The organism is Streptomyces sp. NPDC057424, assembly GCF_042803315.1.
In the GTDB taxonomy this organism is placed as follows: Bacteria; Actinomycetota; Actinomycetes; order Streptomycetales; family Streptomycetaceae; genus Streptomyces.
This window is the reverse complement of the sequence record NZ_JBHVCP010000004.1, coordinates 105620-128764: the sequence shown is the minus strand read 5'-3', so window position 1 is coordinate 128764 and position 23145 is coordinate 105620. Positions and strand designations below refer to the sequence as shown.

At 68.3% G+C, this 23145-nt stretch carries 24 protein-coding genes, 2 tRNA genes and 1 pseudogene; 16 read left to right on the top strand and 11 right to left on the bottom strand.

Annotation, left to right across the window (positions count from 1 at the left end):
• Nucleotides 1–21: 21 nt before the first annotated feature.
• The 3 genes from gyrA (at nt 22) to ACFU3E_RS05735 (ending at nt 3631) form a co-directional block, all read left to right on the top strand.
• A complete protein-coding gene (gene gyrA / locus ACFU3E_RS05745) occupies nt 22–2616 on the top strand; it encodes a DNA gyrase subunit A (protein WP_142161928.1) in 2595 nt (864 codons plus the stop codon).
• 19 nt (nt 2617–2635) lie between these two features.
• Complete coding sequence (locus tag ACFU3E_RS05740; protein ID WP_384152568.1) at nt 2636–3442, top strand: DUF3566 domain-containing protein; 807 nt, start codon at nt 2636–2638, stop codon at nt 3440–3442.
• 112 nt (nt 3443–3554) lie between these two features.
• Nucleotides 3555–3631 (top strand) — tRNA-Ile (locus tag ACFU3E_RS05735).
• A gap of 55 nt (nt 3632–3686) precedes the next feature.
• Here the strand turns inward: ACFU3E_RS05735 and ACFU3E_RS05730 are convergent.
• The 3 genes and pseudogenes from ACFU3E_RS05730 to ACFU3E_RS05720 all read right to left on the bottom strand — a co-directional run.
• Complete coding sequence (locus ACFU3E_RS05730; protein ID WP_384152565.1) at nt 3687–4844, bottom strand: tyrosine-type recombinase/integrase; 1158 nt, start codon at nt 4842–4844, stop codon at nt 3687–3689.
• Nucleotides 4844–5032 carry a helix-turn-helix domain-containing protein gene (locus ACFU3E_RS05725; protein ID WP_384152562.1) on the bottom strand — a complete coding sequence of 63 codons (189 nt, stop codon included), beginning with the start codon at nt 5030–5032 and terminating at the stop codon, nt 4844–4846. The genes ACFU3E_RS05730 and ACFU3E_RS05725 overlap by 1 nt, the downstream gene beginning before the upstream one ends.
• Nucleotides 5029–5679, bottom strand: a pseudogene (locus ACFU3E_RS05720) (replication initiator); the annotation flags it as partial. The pseudogene ACFU3E_RS05720 and the gene ACFU3E_RS05725, both read right to left, overlap by 4 nt.
• Before the next feature lie 542 nt (nt 5680–6221).
• On the opposite strand from ACFU3E_RS05720, the gene ACFU3E_RS05715 reads away from it, so the two are divergent.
• On the top strand, nt 6222–6614 hold the full coding sequence (locus tag ACFU3E_RS05715; protein ID WP_384152559.1) for a hypothetical protein: 393 nt from the start codon (nt 6222–6224) through the stop codon (nt 6612–6614).
• Nucleotides 6615–7113: 499 nt separating this feature from the next.
• Here the strand turns inward: ACFU3E_RS05715 and ACFU3E_RS05710 are convergent, their stop codons facing one another.
• On the bottom strand, nt 7114–7479 hold the full coding sequence (locus ACFU3E_RS05710; RefSeq protein WP_384152556.1) for a DUF6344 domain-containing protein: 366 nt from the start codon (nt 7477–7479) through the stop codon (nt 7114–7116).
• Between the two features lie 337 nt (nt 7480–7816).
• Here ACFU3E_RS05710 and ACFU3E_RS05705 point away from each other — a divergent pair, with 337 nt between their 5' ends.
• Complete coding sequence (locus ACFU3E_RS05705; protein ID WP_003999697.1) at nt 7817–7945, top strand: DLW-39 family protein; 129 nt, start codon at nt 7817–7819, stop codon at nt 7943–7945.
• A 229-nt stretch (nt 7946–8174) separates the two neighbouring features.
• Complete coding sequence (locus tag ACFU3E_RS05700; protein WP_384152553.1) at nt 8175–9446, top strand: hypothetical protein; 1272 nt, start codon at nt 8175–8177, stop codon at nt 9444–9446.
• A gap of 50 nt (nt 9447–9496) precedes the next feature.
• Here the strand turns inward: ACFU3E_RS05700 and ACFU3E_RS05695 are convergent, their stop codons facing one another.
• Both ACFU3E_RS05695 and ACFU3E_RS05690 read right to left on the bottom strand, forming a co-directional pair.
• On the bottom strand, nt 9497–10984 hold the full coding sequence (locus ACFU3E_RS05695; protein WP_384152550.1) for a protein kinase: 1488 nt from the start codon (nt 10982–10984) through the stop codon (nt 9497–9499).
• Between the two features lie 246 nt (nt 10985–11230).
• Nucleotides 11231–11779 (bottom strand): DNA-binding protein, encoded by a 549-nt coding sequence (locus tag ACFU3E_RS05690; protein ID WP_175433579.1) that lies wholly within the window; start codon nt 11777–11779, stop codon nt 11231–11233.
• Between the two features lie 182 nt (nt 11780–11961).
• Here ACFU3E_RS05690 and ACFU3E_RS05685 point away from each other — a divergent pair.
• A tRNA-Ala gene (locus tag ACFU3E_RS05685) sits at nt 11962–12034 on the top strand.
• 156 nt (nt 12035–12190) lie between these two features.
• Here ACFU3E_RS05685 and ACFU3E_RS05680 read toward each other — a convergent pair.
• Nucleotides 12191–12892, bottom strand: coding sequence for a DUF5324 family protein (locus ACFU3E_RS05680; RefSeq protein ID WP_384152547.1), 702 nt, complete (start codon nt 12890–12892; stop codon nt 12191–12193).
• 338 nt (nt 12893–13230) lie between these two features.
• Here ACFU3E_RS05680 and ACFU3E_RS05675 point away from each other — a divergent pair, with 338 nt between their 5' ends.
• Both ACFU3E_RS05675 and ACFU3E_RS05670 read left to right on the top strand, forming a co-directional pair.
• Nucleotides 13231–13758, top strand: a complete 528-nt coding sequence (locus tag ACFU3E_RS05675; protein WP_384152544.1) for a peptidylprolyl isomerase — start codon at nt 13231–13233, stop codon at nt 13756–13758.
• A gap of 89 nt (nt 13759–13847) precedes the next feature.
• Nucleotides 13848–14738, top strand: a complete 891-nt coding sequence (locus ACFU3E_RS05670) for a rhomboid family intramembrane serine protease (protein WP_384152541.1) — start codon at nt 13848–13850, stop codon at nt 14736–14738.
• Between the two features lie 254 nt (nt 14739–14992).
• Here ACFU3E_RS05670 and crgA read toward each other — a convergent pair whose 3' ends face one another.
• Complete coding sequence (gene crgA, locus ACFU3E_RS05665) at nt 14993–15247, bottom strand: cell division protein CrgA (protein ID WP_221755573.1); 255 nt, start codon at nt 15245–15247, stop codon at nt 14993–14995.
• Between the two features lie 139 nt (nt 15248–15386).
• Here crgA and ACFU3E_RS05660 point away from each other — a divergent pair, with 139 nt between their 5' ends.
• The 6 genes from ACFU3E_RS05660 to ACFU3E_RS05635 are packed head-to-tail and all read left to right on the top strand — an operon-like array spanning nt 15387 to nt 19640.
• Nucleotides 15387–16169 (top strand): DUF881 domain-containing protein, encoded by a 783-nt coding sequence (locus tag ACFU3E_RS05660; RefSeq protein ID WP_384152538.1) that lies wholly within the window; start codon nt 15387–15389, stop codon nt 16167–16169.
• A 20-nt stretch (nt 16170–16189) separates the two neighbouring features.
• The gene (locus tag ACFU3E_RS05655) at nt 16190–16867 is read left to right on the top strand and encodes a class E sortase (RefSeq protein ID WP_384152535.1); all 678 of its coding nucleotides are present in this window, start codon (nt 16190–16192) and stop codon (nt 16865–16867) included.
• A 17-nt stretch (nt 16868–16884) separates the two neighbouring features.
• A complete protein-coding gene (locus ACFU3E_RS05650) occupies nt 16885–17082 on the top strand; it encodes a hypothetical protein (protein WP_037668147.1) in 198 nt (65 codons plus the stop codon).
• Nucleotides 17079–17717 carry an aminodeoxychorismate/anthranilate synthase component II gene (locus tag ACFU3E_RS05645; RefSeq protein ID WP_384152532.1) on the top strand — a complete coding sequence of 213 codons (639 nt, stop codon included), beginning with the start codon at nt 17079–17081 and terminating at the stop codon, nt 17715–17717. The genes ACFU3E_RS05650 and ACFU3E_RS05645 overlap by 4 nt, the downstream gene beginning before the upstream one ends.
• Complete coding sequence (locus ACFU3E_RS05640; RefSeq protein WP_384152529.1) at nt 17714–18877, top strand: class E sortase; 1164 nt, start codon at nt 17714–17716, stop codon at nt 18875–18877. Before ACFU3E_RS05645 ends, ACFU3E_RS05640 begins: the two co-directional genes overlap by 4 nt.
• Nucleotides 18878–18890: 13 nt before the next feature.
• A complete protein-coding gene (locus ACFU3E_RS05635; RefSeq protein WP_384152526.1) occupies nt 18891–19640 on the top strand; it encodes a class E sortase in 750 nt (249 codons plus the stop codon).
• Between the two features lie 94 nt (nt 19641–19734).
• On the opposite strand, the gene ACFU3E_RS05630 is transcribed toward ACFU3E_RS05635, so the two are convergent.
• A complete protein-coding gene (locus ACFU3E_RS05630; RefSeq protein ID WP_384152523.1) occupies nt 19735–20031 on the bottom strand; it encodes a restriction endonuclease in 297 nt (98 codons plus the stop codon).
• Nucleotides 20032–20072: 41 nt separating this feature from the next.
• On the opposite strand from ACFU3E_RS05630, the gene ACFU3E_RS05625 reads away from it, so the two are divergent.
• The gene (locus ACFU3E_RS05625; protein ID WP_384152520.1) at nt 20073–20498 is read left to right on the top strand and encodes a hypothetical protein; all 426 of its coding nucleotides are present in this window, start codon (nt 20073–20075) and stop codon (nt 20496–20498) included.
• Between the two features lie 116 nt (nt 20499–20614).
• Here ACFU3E_RS05625 and ACFU3E_RS05620 read toward each other — a convergent pair whose 3' ends face one another.
• The gene (locus tag ACFU3E_RS05620; RefSeq protein ID WP_384152517.1) at nt 20615–20764 is read right to left on the bottom strand and encodes a hypothetical protein; all 150 of its coding nucleotides are present in this window, start codon (nt 20762–20764) and stop codon (nt 20615–20617) included.
• 186 nt (nt 20765–20950) lie between these two features.
• Nucleotides 20951–22978 (bottom strand): Stk1 family PASTA domain-containing Ser/Thr kinase, encoded by a 2028-nt coding sequence (gene pknB / locus ACFU3E_RS05615; RefSeq protein ID WP_384152514.1) that lies wholly within the window; start codon nt 22976–22978, stop codon nt 20951–20953.
• Nucleotides 22979–23145 lie beyond the last annotated feature (167 nt).

Genomic DNA, 23145 nt, shown 5'->3' with positions numbered 1-23145 from the left:
CAGGAAGGATCTTCACCAGCAATGACCGACGAGAACACTCCCGTGACGACGCCCGAGGGTGACGCCCTGGCCATGCGCGTCGAGCCTGTCGGGCTCGAGACGGAGATGCAGCGCTCGTATCTCGACTACGCGATGTCCGTCATCGTCTCGCGTGCGCTGCCGGACGTCCGTGACGGCCTCAAGCCCGTCCACCGCCGTGTGCTGTACGCCATGTACGACGGCGGCTACCGCCCCGAGCGCGGCTTCTACAAGTGTGCCCGCGTCGTCGGTGACGTCATGGGCAACTACCACCCGCACGGCGACTCCTCGATCTACGACGCGCTGGTCCGCCTCGCGCAGTCGTGGTCGATGCGCATGCCGCTCGTCGACTCCAACGGCAACTTCGGCTCCCCGGGCAACGACCCGGCTGCGGCGATGCGGTACACCGAGTGCAAGATGGCGCCGCTGTCGATGGAGATGGTCCGCGACATCGACGAGGAGACCGTCGACTTCACGGACAACTACGACGGCCGCTCCCAGGAGCCGACCGTCCTGCCGGCCCGCTTCCCGAACCTGCTGATCAACGGCTCGGCCGGTATCGCGGTCGGCATGGCCACCAACATCCCGCCGCACAACCTGCGCGAGGTCGCCGCGGGTGCCCAGTGGTACCTGGAGAACCCCGAGGCCTCCCACGAGGAGCTGCTGGACGCGCTGATCGAGCGCATCAAGGGCCCGGACTTCCCGACCGGCGCCCTGGTCGTCGGCCGCCGGGGCATCGAGGAGGCGTACCGCACCGGCCGCGGCTCCATCACCATGCGCGCGGTCGTCGAGGTCGAGGAGATCCAGAACCGCCAGTGCCTGGTGGTGACGGAACTCCCGTACCAGGTCAACCCCGACAACCTCGCCCAGAAGATCGCCGACCTGGTCAAGGACGGCAAGATCGGCGGCATCGCGGACGTCCGCGACGAGACCTCTTCGCGCACGGGCCAGCGCCTGGTCATCGTGCTGAAGCGGGACGCGGTCGCCAAGGTCGTGCTGAACAACCTCTACAAGCACACCGACCTGCAGACGAACTTCGGCGCCAACATGCTGGCGCTGGTGGACGGCGTGCCGCGCACGCTCTCGCTCGACGCGTTCATCCGCCACTGGGTGACGCATCAGATCGAGGTCATCGTCCGCCGGACGCGTTTCCGGCTGCGCAAGGCCGAGGAGCGGGCGCACATCCTGCGCGGTCTGCTGAAGGCCCTGGACGCCATCGACGAGGTCATCGCGCTGATCCGGCGCAGCGACACCGTCGAGATCGCCCGCGGCGGCCTGATGAGCCTGCTGGAGATCGACGAGATCCAGGCCAACGCCATCCTCGAGATGCAGCTGCGCCGACTGGCCGCCCTGGAGCGTCAGAAGATCGTCCAGGAGCACGACGAACTCCAGGCGAAGATCAACGAGTACAACGAGATCCTGGCCTCCCCGGTCCGTCAGCGGGGCATCGTCAGCGCGGAACTGGCCGCGATCGTCGAGAAGTTCGGCGACGACCGCAAGACGACGCTGATCCCCTACGAGGGCGACATGTCCATCGAGGACCTGATCGCCGAGGAGGACATCGTCGTCACGGTCACGCGGGGCGGCTACATCAAGCGCACCAAGACCGACGACTACCGTGCCCAGAAGCGCGGCGGCAAGGGCGTGCGCGGCACGAAGCTCAAGGAAGACGACATCGTCGACCACTTCTTCGTGTCCACCACGCACCACTGGCTGCTGTTCTTCACCAACAAGGGCCGCGTCTACCGCGTCAAGGGCTACGAGCTGCCCGACGCCGGCCGGGACGCGCGCGGTCAGCACGTCGCGAACCTGCTCGCCTTCCAGCCGGACGAGGCGATCGCCGAGATCCTGGCGATCCGCGATTACGAGGCGGTTCCCTACCTCGTGCTCGCCACCAAGGCCGGACTTGTGAAGAAGACGCCTCTGAAGGATTACGATTCGCCGCGTTCCGGCGGTGTGATCGCGATCAACCTGCGTGAGGGCCAGGACGGTTCGGACGACGAACTGATCGGAGCCGAACTGGTCTCGGCGGACGACGATCTGCTTCTGATCAGCAAGAAGGCACAATCGATCAGGTTCACGGCCTCGGACGACACACTGCGCCCCATGGGCCGCGCCACCTCCGGTGTCAAGGGCATGAGCTTCCGCGAGGGTGACGAGCTGCTCTCGATGAATGTTGTTCGACCCGGTACGTTCGTGTTCACTGCCACAGACGGCGGGTACGCGAAGCGGACCAACGTCGACGAGTACCGCGTCCAGGGTCGCGGCGGCCTCGGCATCAAGGCTGCCAAGATCGTCGAGGACCGTGGATCCCTCGTCGGCGCGCTGGTGGTCGAGGAGACCGACGAGATCCTCGCCATCACGCTGTCGGGCGGTGTGATTCGTACGCGAGTCAACGAGATCAGGGAAACCGGCCGTGACACCATGGGCGTCCAACTGATCAATCTGGGCAAGCGCGATGCCGTCGTGGGCATCGCACGCAACGCCGAGGCGGGACGCGAGGCGGAGGAGGTCGACGGCGATGTGGTCGTCGACGAGACCGCCGAAGGTGCCGCGACCACCGGCACGGACGAGGGTGAGGTGCCCTCGGCCGAGTAGGCACGAGGAGTGAGTCAGCGTGAGCGGAGCCACGGGCGCCGGACCGACCGGTACCTCGAGGGGTACGGAAGCGGACGACGGCGGCCGTGGCTCCGCCGCGCGTGCGGCGGACCCGCACACGACCAACCTGAAGGCGATCAAGTCCCCGGCCAAGGACGCTCCCTCGCCTGACTCGCATGGATCCCAGGGGGGAACTGTGACGGACACCCGAGGTCCGCAGACCCAGCAGCACAAGGCCGGCGCGGGCCCGTCCGCCTCCGGCACGCAGCCGCAGCCGGCCGCGCAGGAGCCGGGCACGGCCTCGCCCCTGCCCGGGGAGCGGCAGGCGCAGCAGCAGGCCGGCCCGTACCACCCGCCGCAGGCCTACCCGGCGCAGCAGGCGGCGGCCGGGGCGGCAGCGGGCGCAGGTGCCGGCGCCGTACGGCATCCGCGTACGGGGGCGCGCACCACGCCGCGCGTCCGCAAGGCGCGGCTGCGGGTGGCGAAGGCCGATCCGTGGTCGGTGATGAAGGTCAGCTTCCTGCTCTCCATCGCCCTGGGCATCTGCACGATCGTCGCGTCCGCCGTGCTGTGGATGGTCATGGACGCGATGGGCGTCTTCTCGACGGTCGGCGGCACGATCTCCGAGGCCACCGGCTCGAACGAGTCCAACGGCTTCGACCTGCAGGCCTTCCTGTCGCTGCCCAACGTCCTGCTGTTCACGTCGATCATCGCGGTCATCGACGTCGTCCTGGCGACGGCCCTCGCGACGCTCGGCGCGTTCATCTACAACCTGTCCGCGGGCTTCGTGGGCGGCGTCGAGCTGACGCTCGCCGAGGACGAGTGACGTCACCTTCGTCGTTGCCCTGATGTTGCCACGACAACCGATTTTGGGACTGCCCATGTCGTGCGCTAATCTTCAGGAGTCAGCGCGCGGGACACACACCGCAGAGCGCGGCGGGGCTATAGCTCAGTTGGTTAGAGCGCATCCCTGATAAGGATGAGGCCACAGGTTCAAATCCTGTTAGCCCCACCAGCGAAAAGACCCCCAGTCGATACCGGCTGGGGGTCTTTGACATCCATAGCTGACATCAGCCGATGAGTGGATCTTCCAGGAGTTCGGCAAGCATGCCGACCGCTTCCCGCTCGCTATCCCCTACCACATGCGTGTAGACGTCCATGGTCATGCTGATCTGGCTGTGTCGGAGGATCGCCTGAGCCACCTTGGGGTGCACCTTCAGGAAGGCGAGAAGCGTGCCGCAGGTGTGCCGGGCCAGGCGGACCGTGATGCGGCGGACACCGGCACGCTTGACGAGCCGATCGAAGGTGCGCGAGAAGCCCACCGGGTCGATCATGCCGCCGTGCTCGGAGGAGAAGATCAGGTCATGGTCCGGCTCCTGGGACCAGTGCTCACCGGCGATCTTCCGTTCCAGGTCTTGCAGCTCGCGCCGCTCCTCCAGGACGCGGGCGCAGAACTCGGGAAGCGGGAGCACGGCCTGTGAGGACTCCGTCTTCAGGTCCTTGAGGACCAGGCCGACGCCCTTGACCCGCTGGACCTGCTTGACCGGGGTGAAGCGGCCGGCCTCGAAGTCGATGTCCTGCCAGCGCAGGCCGAGCACCTCACTGCGACGGAGCCCGAGCACCAGGACGAGAACGCAGGCCGCGTAGAGCCGGTGAGCGCGGACCGACCGCAGGAACGCGATGGCTTCCCGGGCGTTCCATGCGGTGCCCCTGTCTTTGGTGACCTTGGGCATGTCGACCAGGAGCGCGACGTTGCGCGTGACCAGCTCCTCGCGCATGGCCCGGTTGAGGGCGTTGCGGAGGACGCGGAGGACCTCGAAGCGGGCCGAGGCGCCGACCTTCTCCCGGGTCAGGGTCGCCATGAAGACACGGATCTGTGCCGGAGTGAGCTTGACCAGAGACTTCTTTCCGAGGTGGGGCAGGAGGTACAGCCTGACCTTGGACTCGTACTTCACGTACGTGTTGTGCTCGCGTTCCGGTTTGACGATGTGCTCCAGCCAGTAGGCCAGCCACTCGCCGAGCGTCCAGGACCGAGAGGGCACCGGGATGCCGTTGCGCTCCTGGTCCTGGAGCTTGCTGAGCTTCTCGTTGGCTTCGTCCCAGGTCCGGCCGTAGACGTACTTGCGGACCCGGTTGCCGTCGGTGTCCGTCACGTACGCGGCGCCCTGATAGCGGCCATCAGACCGCTTAGTGATCGTGCCGCCGCCGTTGGGCCGACGCTTGGCCATCAGGCAGCCTCCCCGATCTGGCTCGCGATGAAGTCGCCGAGCGCATGAGCCGGGATGCGCCGGCACCCATCGACTTTGATGGACACCAGGCGGTGCGTACGGATCAGGTCATAGACCTTGGTCCGGCCCACCTTGAGCCGTGCCATGACTTCGGACACGGTGAGCAGCTCGGAGGTGGCGGTGGTCATGGTGCAGCTCCTTCCAGGTTGAGCAGAGCGGGTAGTTCCTCGCGTGCGATCTCGCGGTTGTGCTGGATGTCGCGGCGGATGTTGGCGGCGAGCCAGGATTCGCCGGGAGTGTGGCCGTGGCCGGCGTAGGACCAGTGGGCGAGAGTGAGCGTGGTTGCTTCCTCGTCGTCGGGCTCGGGCAGGCCGAGGGCTTCGCGTTGTTGGGCTGCGCGATAGTCAGCGCGGGTCTGGCGCAGGGCGCCGAGGGTGGTGGAGTAGCGGCGGGACTTGGTGGAGAAGTGGCCGCGGAAGCCGAGCATGTGAGCCCAGTCGCGGAGCTTGCGGTCCGGGTAGAGCGCGTGCAGGTCGAGGCAGGTCTCAATGAGCCGGGCGGGGTGGTCGGGCACGCCGAGCAGGACCAGGGCTTCCTTGTTGCCGATGCGGCGGTCCACGGTTCCGGTGGTCTCGGCTGCTTTGGTGGCGTACTTCGCGACGTAGGAGGCGACGGCCTGTTCGGTGATCTCCTCACCGTGGCCGAAGGCGCCAATCGGCTGTACGTCGAGCTGCGTGCCCCAGTGGAGCGTGCGGGCGGGCTGGTCCCCGGCGGCGGGCACGTCGACCGTTACTCGAGCAGCGGCGGCATGGATGGAGTCGGTGAGCAGGTCAAGCCCCGGCTGCGCTCCGCTCCGCCGGGCGCGCTTCCCGGCTCTGGCTGCGCCCGCGCTCCTGCCTTCGGCCCGCTCGGCGCCGCCGCCGCCGACGCGCGCCCACATGTGGATAGGGCCGGTGGCCATGAGTCGAGCACCGCAGTGCGCGGCCCACGGTCAAGACGATGCCTCCGGCGGGGGATCGGCCGGCACCGGGATGGAGGGGGCGCCGTTCCCGACTGCGGGCCCGTAGTGGCGTGCGCGGAGTGCTCCCATCCCGTCCACCGCCGACCCAGGCAGAGCCGAGCAGACGCGGCCCATGGCGTCCAGGTCGTTCGTACAGTGGCGCGCTCCACCTGGACGCCATGAACCACGCCCGCTCCACGGTGTGTGGGTCGACGGCGGACGGGATGGGAGCTGGGGTGGGTGGTGGGAAGGGTGGCAGGGAACAGGCCTGATCGCGATCACTCGGTCCCGAACCGTTCTGCTGGCCGAGCTGCGACTGGACACGATCATCGGATGGATACTGTTCGGAACTGCCGTCACGCTGGGGGGAACATGACATGACCGTCACCAAGTTTCTAAGACCCGCCCTTGCCGCCACTCTCCTGGCGTCAGTCACTGCCTGCGGAGCGTCATCCGTGCCGGACGTATCGGCGAGCACCACGGCCAGCTCGGAGGCCGCCGAGACGCGTCGTTCGGCAAACCCCGAGCCCGTCGCCGCCGTCATGCCCGATGTCATCGGCGGCAATGCCGGGCGGGCGTTCGAGCAGATGAGCTCCGAACTCGACATGGTCTTCAAAGACGCGAGCGGACAAGGGCGTGCGGTGGACGACCCCTCCGCGTGGAAGATTTGCGACTCAAAGCCTGGCCCGAACCAGCAGATCACCGAGTACCCGGTGGTCTTCGAGGTGGTGGAAGTTTCGGAGAGCTGCGCAGACGCGACGCCGAAGTGATGTGTGCCTGACACTCTGACTCAGACATCACGCCACGGTCTTCCAAGTCATGTCCAACGGGGAGGCTTCCTTTGTCAAGACCGAGTGCGGCGGCTGACACCAGTAGTTGACACCAACAAGCCCGAACAGCAGCGGTCGACGCCGGACCCCGGTGGACGATCGGCCGAGGCGCAGGGGTGGCTAGTCGACGTTGGCAGTCCCCGTGATCGACCTGATAAGGATGAGGCCACAGGTTCAAATCCTGTTAGCCCCACCAGCATGAAACCCCCAGCCAGTCATGGTTGGGGGTTTTCGGCATCTGCGGCTGACGTCGGGAGCTGCCGCCCGGGCGGACGGCGGAAAGCTCAGCAGTGGCCGGGCCGTGGCAGGTGGGGGTGGCCGGTGTTGATCGCCGGTCAGGCCTTCTTGGCGCGCGGAGCGCCCTGGGGCATGCGTAAGCCCGGCCGCTCTTTCGAGCCGCCGGGCTTTGTACGCAGGGTCGCCGTGGTGTTCCGGGGGTTCAGCGCTGCAGGGGCGTGAGATGGTCCGTCTCTGCGTCGGGGTCCTCGTCGGTGCAGTCCGACCCGGGGGAGGCCGCCGCCGTGTCCGCGGGCGAGCGGTGCCGGCAGCGAGGGGTCTTGCCGTGGGCCTCGGCGCGGATGCGCTGCTTCATCGTGGGGGGAAGGGCCCTGGGGGAGGACCAGGGGAACGTCGCCGGTGCCGCCGTCCGCTGCTGCGGGATGCTCGCGCCCTTGCTGTTGCTCTTCTGCTCGGTCTGGGGTACGGCCGCGGCGGCGGTCGTGGTGACGAGTCCGAGCGCCGTGCACAGCGCGAGGAAGGCGGTGACGATGGCGGTCCACAGCGTCATGACCTTGTTCCGGGCCATGGCCCCTCACTTTCGGGTTGGGCGATTTGCGTACTTTCCTCATCATGTGTATGAGGGTCGAGAAGTGGTGGATCTCCGCCCGTGGCGCGTCGATGTTCAGATGAACACCACTCGGATGGGCGCAAGAGGGGGCATAAGGTGGAGAGAGCGACGAAGGGGGGTCAAAATAACCGTCCGTCGGGGTGTGATCACCCTCCGATCGGAGCGGTGTACTCCGCTTCTATCCCGTTTCCCGGGACGGGAGTTGAGGGCCGACTCAGGTCACCGATCGGTATCGGTCGGTGTGTATAGTCGGGCGCCAGAGGTCCCCTACGTCAAGGAAAGACGAGGTCGCGCGGTGAAGAAGCTTCTCCTGGTCGCACTGGCCGCCATCGGCGGGCTCCTCGTGTACCGCCAGATCCAGGCGGATCGCGCCGAGCAGGATCTGTGGACGGAGGCGACTGACTCCGTGCCCACGGGTTCGTGAGTCACGACAACTCAGACCGAGCACACCCCGGCCGCCTCGCGGTCGGGGTTTTGTGTGCCGAGGGCCGGTCGCGAACCTGGCCGGCGCGGCAGGATGGGCCATGGCTTCACGGCTTGAAGGCTTCACGGCTTTTTGGTCCGGCGACGGTGAGGGGTGGCGCGTGAGGGGACGGTGCCGTACGGCGTGGGGGCGGCGCTCGGGGGCGTGGCGCCACCGTCCGGCACGGGCCGTGCGCGTCGGCGCCGCGGCCGTGGTGCTGGGGGCCACAGCGGCCGTGGTGCCGGGGCAGGCCGCCGCTGCCCGGGAGGCCTCCGGCACGCCGAGCCCGTACGCCTTCGCCGACGGCGCGCAGAGCGTCGAGGGAGCGAGGAGCACCGGGGACGCCGCCCTCCTGAGGCCCGGCCATGCCTACAAGAGCTCCCTGCCGAGCAGTGGCGAGGTCAGCTACCGCCTCGAACTCGACGCCGCGTCGAACGCGTACGTCTCCGTCACCGCCGTTCCCTCCCCCGGCAGCACGGTCTCCGTCATCGATGGGGTCAAGGTGTCCGTGCAGGACGCCGAGGGCAACACCTGCTCCGTCGACACCGAGAGCTTCGGGGCCTCCCGTAGCCCCCACCCCATCGCGGCGTGGGGCATGCGCGAGACCGGCAAGTCGCCGTGCCGGAAGGCCGGTGCGTACTTCGTGTCCGTCGAGCGCGTCGACCCCGAGGGCGAGGGATCCTCGCCGGACGCCTGGGATCTGGAACTCGTCGCCATGACGGAACCGCGGACGGCGAAGCCCGGGGCGACCAGCGCGCCCGAGGTGTGGAACTCCACCACACCCCAGCCGCTCCTGGGAGAGGCCGAGCGCCGGAAGGGCGGCGCGGGATTCACCGGGGCGACCCCTCTCGGCCAAGGAGTCTGGCGGGACGACATCCTGCCCGGCCAGACACTCTTCTACGAGGTGCCCGTCGACTGGGGACAGCAGATCTCCGTCACCGCGGACCTCGGCAGCTCAGGATCCGGCAGAACCGGCTACACACCCGACGCGCTGGACCTGGCCCTCTACAACCCCGTACGCGGTCACATCGCCGACGTGCGCATCGGCTACGACGGCGGCCAGAAGTCCCGGAGCCTGCCTCCCCTGCCACCGGTCGACCACGCCAACCGCTACGCCCCCACCGCGCAGGTGAACGCGCTGCGCTTCGCCGGCGCCCACTACCTCGTCGCCCATCTCTCCGAGGACGTCGCCCCGACCTTCGGCAACGGGCCGTTCACGATGACACTGCGCGTCCGGGTGAGCGGGCAGCCGCGGAGCGGCCCCGAGTACGCGGGGGAGTCCGAGCCGAAGGGCTCCTTCGAGGTGTCGGACCAGGACCGGGAGGCGGCCGCGGAGGGCGTGGCCACGGGCGATGACACCGCCATGAGGGCGCTCGCCGTGGGCGGCATCGGCACCGGGAGCGCCCTGCTGGTGGGACTCGGGGTGTGGACCGTGGTGGCCCGGCGGAAGAGCGCCGCGTAGAGAGAGCCGGACGGGCCCGGCCGCTGCCTGGCCCGGCCGCATGATCGTGCTCAGATGCGAGTCAGGGCCCAGAAGCCCACGGCGTAGCAGGCCAGCGCGAGGAACAGCAGCGGCACCACCACTGAAGCCGGAGGCCCGGGGCGGGAAGGCCGCTGTGCCCGGTGCCGTGACGGCGTCTGGCCGACCGGCGGGGCCTGCGGGGTCCGGGCGGTGTACGAGGCTGTGGAGGCGTCCGTGCGGTACTGCTCCGCGGGGGGCAGGGGCGGTCCCGAGTACACCGGTGGCAGTGGCTGGGCGGGGGACAGCCGGTGTGTGGGGTCGTAGGGGGAGACGGGCGCCTGCTGGTGCGGGACGTGAGCCGGGGCGGCGGGCTGGGGCGGTCCGGGAGCGGGCGACGAGGTGACGGTGGCCTGCGGAGGCGGCAGATGGAAGCTGCCGGTGTCCGACATGGAGGGCGGCTGGGCGGGGCCGCCCGACGGGCCGGTGGTCCCACGGGGGTCGGCCGGACTCGTCGTGCCGCGTTGCCGGTGGGGCTCGGCGTGCTGCTCGCCGGGCACCGACGGCTCACTCTCGTCCTCTCCCTGCCGAGAGTGCTCCTCGCCCGCCCCCGCCCCCGGGCCGGTCGGCCCCACTCTCGGGCCCAGCCCCTTCGCTCTCTCCAGCGGCCCCTCGAGGGCGAACCCCCGGGGAAGCGGGCCGACTTGGTCGAAGATCTCGATCAGCTCGTCGTCCGGACCCGGCTCCGGAAGAAGCTCCGCGGCGGCGGCGAGCGCCTTGCGCGCCCCCGTCGCCGTACGGAACCGGGCCTCCGGATCCGGCTGCAGCAACATGGCCACCACCTGCCACAACGGCTCAGGGACGCCCTTGGGCGCACCCGGCGTCCCGTGCTCGGCGAAGTACTGGATGAGCGCCTTGCTGTCCGGCTTGGCACCCTCCAGCAGATACAGCGCGACCAGCCCGACGGCGAACAGGTCCGCGGTGAAGTCCGGTTCGGCGCCCATCATCTGCTCGGGCGCGAGATATCCGGGCGTCCCCACCACGAGGTTGGTCTCCGTCAGGCGGGGCTCACCCAGCCGCATCGCGATGCCGAAGTCGGACAGCCGCAGCCGCGGCCGTCCGGTGCCGGTGGCCTCCAGCAGCACGTTGGCGGGTTTGACGTCCCGGTGCACGACGTCCTCCGCGTGCACCGCGGCCAGGCCCGCCAGCAGCTGGTCGAGCAGGGTGCACACGAAGGCCGGCGGGAGGGGGCCGTAGTCCCCGACGAGGTGCACGAGTGATCCGCCCGCGACCAGGTCCATGGTGAACAGGACCTTGTCGTCGTCGGCGGCCCAGCTGGTGGGCGCGAGCACATGGGGGTGATCGATCCGCAGCGCCTGCTCCCGGACGAAGCGCAGCAGCGAGTGCGCGTCGCTCTGGAGCAGGACCTTGGCGGCCACGTAGCGACGGCGACGGTGGTCCCAGGCGCGCCAGACGGCGCCGACCCCGCCGCGTCCGATCGGGTCGACCAGTTCGTACCGGCCGGCGAAGACCTCACCCATGGCTGTACGTCGCTCCTCCCCCTGCGGCTTCCCCCCTTGCTTCCCCCTCGGCGAGCGCTGCGACTCCCCGACGGGCGAAACGACTCCCCCGAATCCCCTGGCTCCCCCGATGAGCGATACATCCCCTCGCGTCGACCGGTCCCCCGTACGGAACACGCCCCCTCGTGCCCGTCCGTACCGTGACGCGTCCCCCGTCACTTCACCCACGCCCGCTACCGAACCCCCTTCGGCGGTCGGGCAGTGGGATCAGCTCTGGTGGGACTGGTAGTGCGCGACGGCGTCCGAGGTGCGGCCGGCGCCGTAGACCCGGAGGAACTCTGCCAGCTCCGGATGGGTCGGGGCGAGGGTGTCGGCGGCGTCGATGATGTCGCCCGCCGCGGCGACCGACCGCAGCAGCGACTGGATCTCACGGACGACCCGCTTGACCGTGGGCGCCCCCGAACTGCTCGTCGTCTGCGTGGTGTTGCTGAGCACCGAACCCCCTTGTGACTTCTTGATCTCCTCCATGCGCTCGGTGGCCTCGGCCGCGCTCACGCTGCCGTCCGCGACCTGCCCCGCCAGGTCCTGCAGCAGCTGCACCCGCTGCACCACAGCGGGGTTGCCGATCTTCGCCCGCTGACCGCTCATCAGCTGCGACAGCATCGGTGCGGACAGTCCCAGAACCCCCGCGAGACGAGCCTGGTTGAGACCAAGATCGTCGATGAGCCTACGGAAGAGCGCCCCCAGCGGCTCCCCGTACCAGTTCCGCTGCAGTTCCCGCGCTCTTGCGGTCGCTTCCTGCTGTGCGGCGTCCATTGCGTCTCCCCATCGCTGCCCCATGTACGGCGGTTCGCGGTAGCGAACCACGCCGAGCATCTTACGGAGAGTGGTCGGCGACGGGGACCCCCCATCTTTTTGCGGAACCACGGGGGTGACCCGGTACTCTGGTCTCCGACGCCCGCCGGAGACATCGCTTCTCCGGTCGGACGTCCCCTTCCGGGGCCTTAGCTCAGTTGGTAGAGCGCTGTCTTTGCATGGCAGATGTCAGGGGTTCGACTCCCCTAGGCTCCACCCTGGAAATGCCCTCCGAGCTGCGAAAACGTGGCACTGGAGGGCATTTTCGCGCACCCGGGCGGACGCCGGTGACGCGTGTTTCACGTGAAACAGCACGGCGGGGCAGGAGACCCTCAAGTCTCCTGCCCCGCCATGCTGTTGAATCCGGCGCCCTCAGGAACGGTCGTCGCGCTTGGCGGCCTCGTCCTCGGCCTGCTTGGCCTCGACCTCCGGGTCCAGAACCGACGGGCCCGTGCCGTCCACGGACGACAGGTGCCCCGACTCGGGGACCTCCGTCGCGGCCGGCGGCTCCACCAGCCAGTCCGGATTGGCCTGCTTGTCCCACCACTTCCACGCGGCGAAAGCACCACCGGCGAGGGCACCCAGAAGCGCCAGCGTCTTCATGGCCTTGCCGGCCTTGGCCCGCCGTTCGTGCTTGCGGACCAGCTTCTGGATCTCCTTGGACGAGACCTGGCCGCGCAGCGCGGCCACAGCGGCCGCACTCCGCGCCGCGGCCTCGGACGTGACGGGCACGGCCGCGGCCATCGCCTGCTCGATCCTCGGCCTGGAGTAAACCGCCGCCTGGCGAGCGGCCTTGCGGGTGCGTTCGGCGGCGTCCTGGGCGGCCTGGTCGACCTTCGGCGGCACATGCGTGCGGGCCTGCTCCAGATACGGCTGCACATGGGCGCCGTACTGGACACGCGCCTGCCCTGCGGCCTGCGTCACCTTGGGCGCTAGCCGTACGCGTGCCTCGTGTGCGTAGTGCGCGGCCCTGTCCTTGGCCGTGTCGGCGTAGGGCGCCACCACTTCCGCGGCGTGCAGCACGCTGTCCTTCGCCGAACCAGTCGCGGCGCGCACGCTGTCGATGCGGGTCACGGGTTCCTCCTCCTCGGTGGCGTACGGTATTTCGACTTTCCACCCTTTTACGGATCATGCCTCCTGGTGCAAGACCAGGCATGCGCGGAAGGGCATCCGGGTCACGGGAGCCGGCATCAAGCGCGGATCACGTGCAATAGCGGATGAATAGGGGGCAACAGGAGCTTGTCGTCGACAATGCCACGGATCTCCTCGCGCCGCCCCCGCCCCGGGACTACTCGACTGGTTTTCTGCGCACGCACGCCGAGGGTTTCCCCCCGCTGCACCGAGGTCGGGCGACGCGGAGGCCCGTCCATGCGAGGATCAGGGAGGCACGGAAAGACAACGGAAGGCAGATCGTGGCTGAGCAGCTCTACGCCACCCTGAAGACCAATCACGGCGACATCGAGGTCCGGCTTCTGCCGAACCACGCGCCCAAGACGGTCAAGAACTTCGTCGAGCTCGCCCAGGGCGAGCGGGAGTGGACCCACCCGGAGACGGGCCAGAAGTCCACGGACAAGCTCTACGACGGCACGGTCTTCCACCGGGTGATCAGTGGCTTCATGATCCAGGGCGGTGACCCGCTGGGCAACGGCACCGGCGGCCCCGGCTACCAGTTCGAGGACGAGTTCCACCCGGACCTGCGCTTCGACAAGCCCTACCTGCTGGCGATGGCCAACGCCGGCCCGGGCACCAACGGCTCGCAGTTCTTCGTCACCGTCTCCCCGACGGCCTGGCTGAACCGCAAGCACACCATCTTCGGCGAGGTCACCGACGCGGCCAGCCAGAAGGTCGTGGACACCATCGCCACGGCCCAGACGAACCCGCGCACCGACCGCCCGCTGAACGACGTGGTCATCGAGTCGGTCGTCATCGAGACCCGCTGAGCGCGAAGGCTCCCACAGGGGAACCAATCGCCCCGCTCATCCGTAAGGATGAGCGGGGCGGGCTTTTCTCACACGACCTAGGGGAGACCATGGACGACCAGGCTGCGGGCAGCCCGCAGGACGCCCACAGCGTCCCCATGTGCTACCGCCACCCGAACCGCGAGACGGGCATCCGCTGCACGCGCTGCGAGCGCCCGATCTGCCCCGAGTGCATGGTCAACGCCTCCGTCGGCTTCCAGTGCCCCGAATGCGTCCGCACCGGCTCCGGCACCGGCCACGCGCCCACGGCCGCCATGCCCCGGACGATCGCCGGCGGCTCCATCGCCGCCGACCCCCGGCTGCTGACCAAGATCCTCATCGGGATCAACCTGGCCGTGTTCATCGCCGTCCAGGTCCATGAGTCACTGCTGAACGACATCGTCCTGCTCGGCGCCTGGCCGCCCGCACCCTTCACCCCCACACAGGGCGTGGCGGGAGGCGAGTGGTACCGCATGGTGACGTCGATGTTCACCCACCAGGCGATCTGGCACATCGCGTTCAACATGCTCAGCCTGTGGTGGCTCGGCGGCCCGCTCGAAGCGGCGCTCGGCCGCGTCCGCTACCTCGCGCTCTACTTCATCTCCGGACTCGCGGGCAGCGCGCTGGCCTACCTGCTGACCGCTCCGAACACGGCGACCCTGGGTGCCTCCGGCGCGATCTTCGGCCTCTTCGGCGCGATGGCCGTGCTGATGCGCCGGCTCAACTACGACATGCGGCCGATCATCGCGCTGCTGGTGATCAACCTGATCTTCACCTTCAGCCCAGGATTCAACATCTCCTGGCAGGCCCACATCGGCGGCCTCGTCGCCGGTGCCGTCATCGGATACGCCCTGGTCCACGCCCCGCGCGAGCGCCGCGCACTGGTCCAGTACGGCACCTGCGCCCTGGTCCTGGGAGTGGTCGTGCTCATGACTGTTCTGAGGACGGCGCAGCTCGCCTGACCAGGCGTTGTCCACAGCGGGTGCCGGATCTTGTGCATACGGTGCGGGAACACATGTGCCCCCTGTCGCTGACCTGCGTTTCCGCAGGTCAGGCAGGGGGCGAACGGGTTTTCGAGTGCCGGTACTTCCGTCATACCGGCGTCAACGTCCAACGGGTTATCCACAGATCGTCTTCATTATCCCCATGTGGATAACTGCTGTGGATAACTCAGCGAACAGCCCTGGGCAGAGCTGCGTTCACCGTCCGGTGACCGCTACTTCCACTGGGTCGAGACACCGAATCCGGCAGCGATGAAGCCGAAGCCCACCACGATGTTCCAGTTGCCCAGCGAGTCGATGGGCAGCGAGCCGTCGGTGACGTAGAAGACGACGATCCAGGCCAGGCCGATGAGGAACATGGCCAGCATGACGGGCGCGACCCAGGCACGGTTGGTCAGCTTGATGGCGGTCGTCTGCTTGGCAGGCGGCGGCGTGTAGTCGGCCTTCTTGCGGATACGTGACTTCGGCACGAGGGTCTCTCCTGTCGATGCGCTGCGTGGCCGCGCAGGTAACTGGGTCGGTCTCGGGGCAGCGTAAGGGGACTCCGATTGCTCCTCCGGGCGTCCGTTAGCGTAGTGCTTCCGCCGCGCCGAAGGAGATAAGGGTACGTTGAGCAATTCTGCCGACTCCCCCGGGACGGGATCCACCCCTGAGCGCGTGCGGCGTTTTCGGCCTGTGCGCGTCCTCACGGCTGCCGTGTTCGCTCTCGCGGGTCTCATCTTCTTCACCAGCTTCAACACCGCCAAGGGCACCAACATCCGCACGGACACCTCGCTGCTGAAGCTGTCCGACCTCATCCACGAGCGCAGCCGGGAGAACGGCGAGCTGGACGAGAACAACGGGGCCCTGCGCAAGGACATAGAGGCGCTCGCCGAACGCGACGACGGCAGCACCAAGGCGGAGGACGACAAGCTCTCGGCTCTGGAGAAGCGCGCGGGCACGCAGAGGCTCAAGGGCGACTCGCTCACGGTCACGCTCAACGACGCCCCGCCGGACGCCACCGCCAAGCTCCCCGGCTACCCGGAGCCGCAGCCCGACTACCTGGTCATCCACCAGCAGGACCTCCAGGCTGTGGTGAACGCGCTGTGGCAGGGCGGGGCCAAGGGCATCAAGGTCATGGACCAGCGGCTGATCTCCACCAGCGCCGTGCGCTGCGTGGGCAACACCCTGATCCTGCAGGGCCGCGTCTACTCGCCGCCGTACAAGATCACGGCGGTCGGTGACCCGAGCAGGCTGCAGAAGGCGCTCGCGGCGTCTCCGGCGATCCAGAACTACATGGTCTACGTCAATGTCTACGGGCTCGGATGGAAAGTCGAGGAGAACGGCCCGGTGACTCTGCCCGGCTACTCGGGCACAGTGGATCTGCACTACGCGAAGCCCGTGGAGCAGTAGCCGGACCGGGGGAGCTGCCGGTGCGCGTGATCGTCAGGACCGTCAGCGAGCTGTGCATCACCGTCGGCAGCGTGATCGTGTTGTTCGTCGTCTATGTGCTCTTCTGGACCGGTGTGCGGGCCGACGGCGTCATGGACGACCAGATCGACCTGCTGCGGACGGAGTGGTCGAAGCCCCGTCCGCCGGCCGGTGGCTCTCCTGCGGGCCCTGAGAAGCCCGCGCCCTACGCCAAGGGCCGGCCTTTCGCGATCATGTACATCCCGCGGCTTGGTTTCACGTGGAACAAGCCCGTGCTCGAAGGCACCGCCACCGGCACGCTGAAGAAGGGCCTCGGTCACTACGCCGAGACCGCGCAGCTCGGGCAGAGGGGGAACTTCGCGGTGGCAGGTCATCGCCGTACCTATGGTGATCCCTTCAAGGATTTTCCTCAGCTCAGACGCGGTGACGCGGTGGTGCTGACCGACGGCACGACCTGGTTCACGTACCGGATCGACAAAGGCCCGTACAAAACAGTGCCCTCGGACATCGAGGTGATCGGCCCTGTTCCACGTACATCCGGGTACACCCGTTCGGGCCGGTATCTGACGCTGACCACGTGCGAGCCGGAATGGGGACACAGTCATCGGCTGATCGTCTGGGCGCACCTGGATTCCACCCAGCCCGTGGAGGCCGGGAAACCGGAGGCGCTGCGCCGTTAGTCTGGTGGCTGTACGGCGTGGGTCTGGTGCCGTGGTACGACGGAAGGGACGGCATGTACGGCTGGATCTGGCGGCATCTGCCGGGGAACACGTGGGCGAAGGCAGTGATCTCACTCGTCCTGGTCGTGGCCGTGGTCTACGTCCTCTTCCAGTACGTCTTCCCGTGGGCGGAGCCGCTGCTGCCCTTCAACGATGTGACGGTGGACAACCAGTGAGCGCGCGCATTCTCGTCGTCGACAACTACGACAGCTTTGTCTTCAACCTGGTCCAGTACCTGTACCAGCTGGGTGCCGAGTGCGAGGTCCTGCGCAACGACGAGGTGTCGACGGCGCACGCACAGGACGGTTTCGACGGGGTTCTGCTCTCCCCGGGCCCGGGGACGCCGGAGCAGGCCGGCGTCTGCGTCGACATGGTCCGGCACTGTGCCGGCACGGGTGTCCCGGTCTTCGGTGTCTGTCTCGGCATGCAGTCGATGCAGGTGGCGTACGGCGGTGTGGTGGATCGTGCGCCCGAGTTGCTGCACGGCAAGACCTCGCTGGTCGAGCATGGCGGCGGGGGCGTCTTCGCGGGTCTTCCCTCGCCGTTCACGGCGACGCGTTACCACTCGCTGGCCGCCGAGCCGGCCACGGTCCCGGCGGAGCTGGAGGTCACGGCCCGTACGCACGACGGCATCGTGATGGGCCTCAGGCACCGTGAACTGCCTGTCGAGGGCGTGCAGTTCCATCCGGAGTCGGTGCTGACCGAGCACGGGCACCGGATGCTGGCCAACTGGCTGGTGGAGTGCGGCGACCAGGGCGCGGTGGCGAGGTCGACCGGGCTCGCCCCGGTGGTGGGCAGGGCCTCGGCGTGACCGCGCTGCGCCCCGAGCGCGAGTCCGACACCTCGTACGGGCAGCAGTCGTACGGGGTGCCGGGTGCGTTCGAGGACTGGTCGGGTGGAGGGGAGTACGGCGCGTCCCCGCAGTCGGAGCCGTATTCGCCGGGAGCGCGGCCGCAGTCGAACGTGCCGCAGTCGGAGCCGTACGCGTCGTACGAGCCCGCCCGGGACGAGACGTATCTGCCCCCTGCCGACGAGGAGACGGTGGCGCTGCGGATACCGGAGCCGCCGCCGGAGACCGGCGACTCCACGGCGGGCTCTCGGGCTTCTTCGGCCTCACGGCTGGACGGAACCGCCCAGGGTGGCCGAGCGGCCCGCAGAAAGGCCGCCAAACGCCGTCACGGGCGTCATGGCGGTGCATCGGACACCCCGGCGGCCGCAGTCACCGATACCGACACCGGGGGCCGGTCCAGGGCGCCGTTGTCGCGGGTCGAGGCGCGGCGGCAGGCTCGGGCGCGCAAGCCCGGTGCGGCGGTCGTCGCGAGCCGGGCGATAGGTGAGGTGTTCATCACCACCGGTGTGCTGATGCTGCTGTTCGTCACCTACCAGTTGTGGTGGACGAATGTCCGGGCGCATGCCCAGGCCGGCCAGGAGGCCAGCAGTCTCCAGAACGACTGGGCGAGCGGCAAGCGCAACCCGGGGGCGTTCGAACCGGGGCAGGGCTTCGCCATCCTGCACATTCCGAAGCTGGACGTGGTGGTTCCGATCGCCGAGGGCACCAACAGCAAGGGGGTGCTCGACCGGGGCATGGTCGGGCACTACGCCGAGGGCGCGCTGAAGACGGCGATGCCCGGCGACAAGAGCGGGAACTTCGGGCTCGCGGGTCACCGCAACACCCACGGAGAGCCGTTCCGCTACATCAACAAGCTCGCTCCGGGCGATCCGATCGTCGTGGAGACGCAGGACGAGTACTTCGTCTACAAGATGGCGTCGATCCTGCCGGTGACGCCGCCGAGCAACACGAGCGTCCTGAATCCCGTGCCCACGGGGTCCGGATTCACCAAGCCCGGCCGCTACATCACGCTGACCACGTGCACGCCGGAGTTCACCAGCAAGTACCGGATGATCGTCTGGGGCAAGATGGTCGAGGAACGGCCGCGCAGCAAGGGCAAGCCGGATGCGCTCGTCAGTTAAGGGCAGATGACCAGTGGCAGCGACCACCGACACGGATCACGAGAAGTACACCGGCGGGGCGTCCCGGCCGCCTGCGGCACGCCGCAGGCCGGGGCCGGTCGCCATGGCGGTCAGCTTCTTCGGGGAACTTCTCATCACCACGGGCCTGGTCCTCGGCCTGTTCGTCGCCTACTCGCTGTGGTGGACGAACGTGGTCGCCGACCGTGCGGCCGGGAAGCAGGCGGACAAGGTCCGTGAGGACTGGGCTCATGGCCGGGGCGGTCCCGGTGTGCTGGACACCAAGAACGGCATCGGTTTCCTGCACGTGCCCGCGATGAGCAAGGGCGAGGTCCTGGTGGAGAAGGGCACGTCGAACAAGGTCCTCAATGACGGTGTCGCCGGCTACTACACCGACCCGGTCAAGGCGACCCTGCCGATGTCGGGCAAGGAGGGCAACTTCTCCCTCGCCGCCCACCGCGACGGCCACGGTGCCGAGTTCCACAACATCGACAAGATCAGGAAGGGTGACCCGATCGTCTTCGAGACGAAGGACAAGTGGTACGTCTACAAGGTCTACGGCATCCTTCCCGAGACGTCGAAGTACAACGTCAAGGTCCTCTCGAAGGTCCCGAAGGAGTCCGGCAGGAAGAAGCCGGGCCACTACATCACGCTGACGACCTGCACGCCGGTGTACACGAGCACGTACCGGTACGTCGTGTGGGGTGAGCTGGAGCGGGTGGAGAAGGTGGACAGCGAGCGGACGCCGCCGGAGGAGCTGCGCTGACTGCCGATTTTGTGACGGCCGGTCGCTAACATGACGGTGGCCCGAAGCCGCAACCATCTCTTGCGGCTTCGGGCCTTTTGGCGCGGTCCGGTCGCTATTCCAGGATGCTCAAGACCGCCCCGGCGCTCCATTCCTCCACCAGCCCCCGGTGTACGGCGGTGATGCCGCTCTCGGTGGCGATGTCGAGGGCGTCGCGGGTGAAGGGGCATGTCGCTACGAACAGGGCCACGTCGGAGTCGTGCAGGACCTTGGCGGCTCTGATGAACTTCTGGACGTCGGGGCTGGTGATGGAGAGGTGAGGCGCGAACCTCTTGCACTGGACGACGAGGCGTTTCCCACCGGCTGTGAGCGCGGTGATGTCGATGCCCCGGTCCCTTCCGCCGCCTTGCACGACGACGCTGGTGCACCCGTCGCGGCGAGCAGCCCGGCGACGTGTTCTTCGAACTCGCGCCCGTTCATGGCGTCCATGGCGGCCATGACTCCGGCGAGGGGCCGGTCCTGTCGTGGGCCTTCCAGCCGTTGCAGCCGGGTGTGGTGCTGGCGGAGCCGCTTCTCGATGCGCTGGACGCCTGCCCGGAGGGCGATGAGCTCTCGCCGGTGTTCGCCCGAGGTTTCGATCAGGACGTTGAACATGGGGACGACGGTCGTGCCCAGGATGTGGGTGATGCGCTGGTCGATGCGGGCGTCGAGGGAGGCGGAGTCGGCCGGGGCCGGGTTTTCCACAGGCTGTGTGCGTGCCAGGTACTCCATGTCGAGGAGGTACACACGGACCTGACGTGCGGTTTCGCTGTCTCGGAGCAGCATGGCGATGTTGAGGACGGCGCGCCGGGAGAAGAGGGCCAGGGAGCGGGTGCGTGACTGGATCCCACTGGGTTGCTTGAAGTCACTCAGTTCTGTCCCTGTCAGAACTCGATACCCGCTCGCTTCGAGTTCGGCACGGTGATCGTGCACGAGGGCACGGATGACTTCCACCGTCACCGAGAAGTACGAGCCACCATGGCGGTCGTCACATGCATTCCATCCGGCAGCAGCGACAGTGCCTTGACCCTGTCGAGTACGTCTGTGCGGTCGAGCACGCTGCCGCGCAGAGTCTGCGATTCCAGCAAGGCCGTTTCGTTGATCATGTTCTGCCCTTCGGTTCGTGGGACCGGGGCGGGGTTCTGATGTCCCACCCCACCCGGTGAACGAGTCGGGACATATGAAGACACGATCGATGGGCGCACGCTCGTGCGGGTTTGTTGTCGGGCGGGAAGAGCAAAGCCCCCGGCCTTTGGAGGCCGGGGGCTCGCGTGGGTGCGGTGCGGGTGGGGTCAGTCCTCGCCGCCGTTGAGGCCGCCGAAGATGCCGCCGTTTCCGCCGCCGTTGTTGTTGCCGCCGTTGTTGTCCCCGAAGCCGACGGTCTGGAGGGTGATCGTCGTCCCTGCCGGGTCGTCGACCTCCTGGTTGGGGCCGGGGTTCTGGCCGGCGACGAGGGCGTTGTCGCTCTGGTCGCTGCCGCCCGCGAACTGGATGCTGGTGAAGCCGGCCTGCGCGAGGATCTGCTTGGCCTGGCCGACCGTCTGGCCGACGACCTGCGGGACCTTGACCTTCTGCTGTTTCTTCTTCTTGCCGATCTGGATGTTGACCGACGAGTTCTTGTCGGCCGACGTGCCGGCCTGCGGTGTGGTCTGGATGACCTTGCCGACCTGGTTGTCGTCGTCGGTCTCCACCTCGGTGCAGTTGCCGACCAGGTTGCTGGCCTGCATCTGCTGCTTGGCCGCGTCACAGCTCTGGCCGAGCACGTCCGGGACGGTGGACTTCTCCGCCTCCTTGGCGACGGTCAGGGTGATCGTGGAGCCCTTCTCCGCCTCTTCACCCGTGGTGGGGTTCTGCTCCAGGACGGTGCCCGGTTCCTCGGGGGACGTCCGGGTCTTCGTCTCGACCACGAACTGGTACTTGTCGCTCTCCAGCTTTTCCTTCGCCTCGTCGAGAGTCAGGCCGGTGACGCTGGGCACCGTCACCTTCGGTGCCCCCGTCGACACCACCAGCGTGACGGTGGAGAATTTGTCGACCTTCTGCCCCTGTTCCGGGTTCTGTGAACAGATCTTGCCCTTGCTCTGCTCCTCGCAGGGCTTGTTCTCGAAGGCGAGCTTCAGGTCAGCGTTCTCGGCCAGCTTCTCGGCCGATTCCTTGCTCTCCCCGACGAAGATCGGCGTCGCCACCTTGTCGTTGCTCGCGCCTCCGTCGCCGCTGAACGCCAGCCGGCCGATCAGGATCGCCCCGACCAGGACGAGGATGCCCGCCGCCACCAGCAGGATCGTGGAGGTGTTGGACTTGCGTTGCTGGCCGCGGCGCCGGTCGGGGCGGTCGTCGTAGCCGTAGCCGCCGTCGTCCGGGTTCATCGGGGGCAGCATGGAGGTGGCGCCCGCGCCGGAGTCCGCGCGCAGGGCCGTCGTCGGCTGGTCGTCGGGGTAGCCGCCGTAGCCCGCCGCGCCCATCGCGGCGGTGGCGGCGACGGGCTGGCCGTCGAGGCAGGCCTCGATGTCGGCGCGCATCTCGTCGGCCGACTGGTAGCGGTAGTCCGGGTCCTTGACGAGCGCCTTCAGTACGATCGCGTCCATCTCGGGCGTGATCTCGTGGTCGAACACGCTCGGCGACTGCGGTTCCTCGCGCACGTGCTGGTAGGCCACGGCCACCGGGGAGTCGCCGACGAAGGGCGGGCGGACGGTCAGCAGCTCGTAGAGCAGGCAGCCGGTGGAGTACAGGTCGGAGCGGGCGTCGACCTGCTCTCCCTTGGCCTGCTCCGGCGAGAGGTACTGGGCGGTGCCGATGACCGCGGAGGTCTGGGTCATCGTCATGCCGGAGTCGCCCATGGCGCGGGCGATGCCGAAGTCCATGACCTTGACCTGGCCGTTGCGCGTCAGCATGACGTTCGCGGGCTTGATGTCGCGGTGGACGATGCCGGCGCGGTGGGAGTACTCGAGAGCCTGGAGGATGCCGATGGTCATCTCCATGGACCGTTCCGGCAGCAGCTTGCGGCCGGAGTGCAGGAGCTCACGCAGTGTCGAGCCGTCCACGTACTCCATGACGATGTACGGGATCGACACGTTGTCGATGTAGTCCTCGCCCGTGTCGTAGACCGCGACGATCGCGGGATGGTTGAGCGAGGCGGCCGACTGGGCCTCCCGGCGGAACCGGGCCTGGAAGGAAGGGTCACGCGCGAGATCCGCGCGCAGCGTCTTCACCGCCACGGTGCGGCCGAGGCGGGTGTCATGCGCGAGGTAGACCTCCGCCATGCCACCACGCCCGAGCACCTGGCCCAGTTCGTACCGGCCGCCGAGGCGACGCGGCTCTTCCATAGCTACCTACCAGCCCTCTCCGTCGGTCCCGACCGGCACGCTTGTACGGTCGGAGGCTGCCGTCCGGGCCTACCGTACCCGGCTCGCTTTGTGTGACCTGGCCAAGCCCGACAGCCGATACAGGACCGGTATCGCAACGTGCGCCGATGTGTAGCAGGCGTGAGCGG

Excerpts from the sequence above, each read along its gene's own strand:
- ACFU3E_RS05620 (WP_384152517.1), bottom strand. The coding sequence starts at position 20,764 with ATGATCAACGAAACGGCCTTGCTGGAATCGCAGACTCTGCGCGGCAGC.
- ACFU3E_RS05695 (WP_384152550.1), bottom strand. The coding sequence starts at position 10,984 with ATGGGTGAGGTCTTCGCCGGCCGGTACGAACTGGTCGACCCGATCGGA.
- ACFU3E_RS05690 (WP_175433579.1), bottom strand. The coding sequence starts at position 11,779 with ATGGACGCCGCACAGCAGGAAGCGACCGCAAGAGCGCGGGAACTGCAG.
- ACFU3E_RS05730 (WP_384152565.1), bottom strand. The coding sequence starts at position 4,844 with ATGGCCAAGCGTCGGCCCAACGGCGGCGGCACGATCACTAAGCGGTCT.
- pknB (WP_384152514.1), bottom strand. The coding sequence starts at position 22,978 with ATGGAAGAGCCGCGTCGCCTCGGCGGCCGGTACGAACTGGGCCAGGTG.
- ACFU3E_RS05670 (WP_384152541.1), top strand. The coding sequence starts at position 13,848 with ATGGACGACCAGGCTGCGGGCAGCCCGCAGGACGCCCACAGCGTCCCC.
- gyrA (WP_142161928.1), top strand. The coding sequence starts at position 22 with ATGACCGACGAGAACACTCCCGTGACGACGCCCGAGGGTGACGCCCTG.
- ACFU3E_RS05715 (WP_384152559.1), top strand. The coding sequence starts at position 6,222 with ATGACCGTCACCAAGTTTCTAAGACCCGCCCTTGCCGCCACTCTCCTG.
- ACFU3E_RS05710 (WP_384152556.1), bottom strand. The coding sequence starts at position 7,479 with ATGGCCCGGAACAAGGTCATGACGCTGTGGACCGCCATCGTCACCGCC.
- ACFU3E_RS05725 (WP_384152562.1), bottom strand. The coding sequence starts at position 5,032 with ATGACCACCGCCACCTCCGAGCTGCTCACCGTGTCCGAAGTCATGGCA.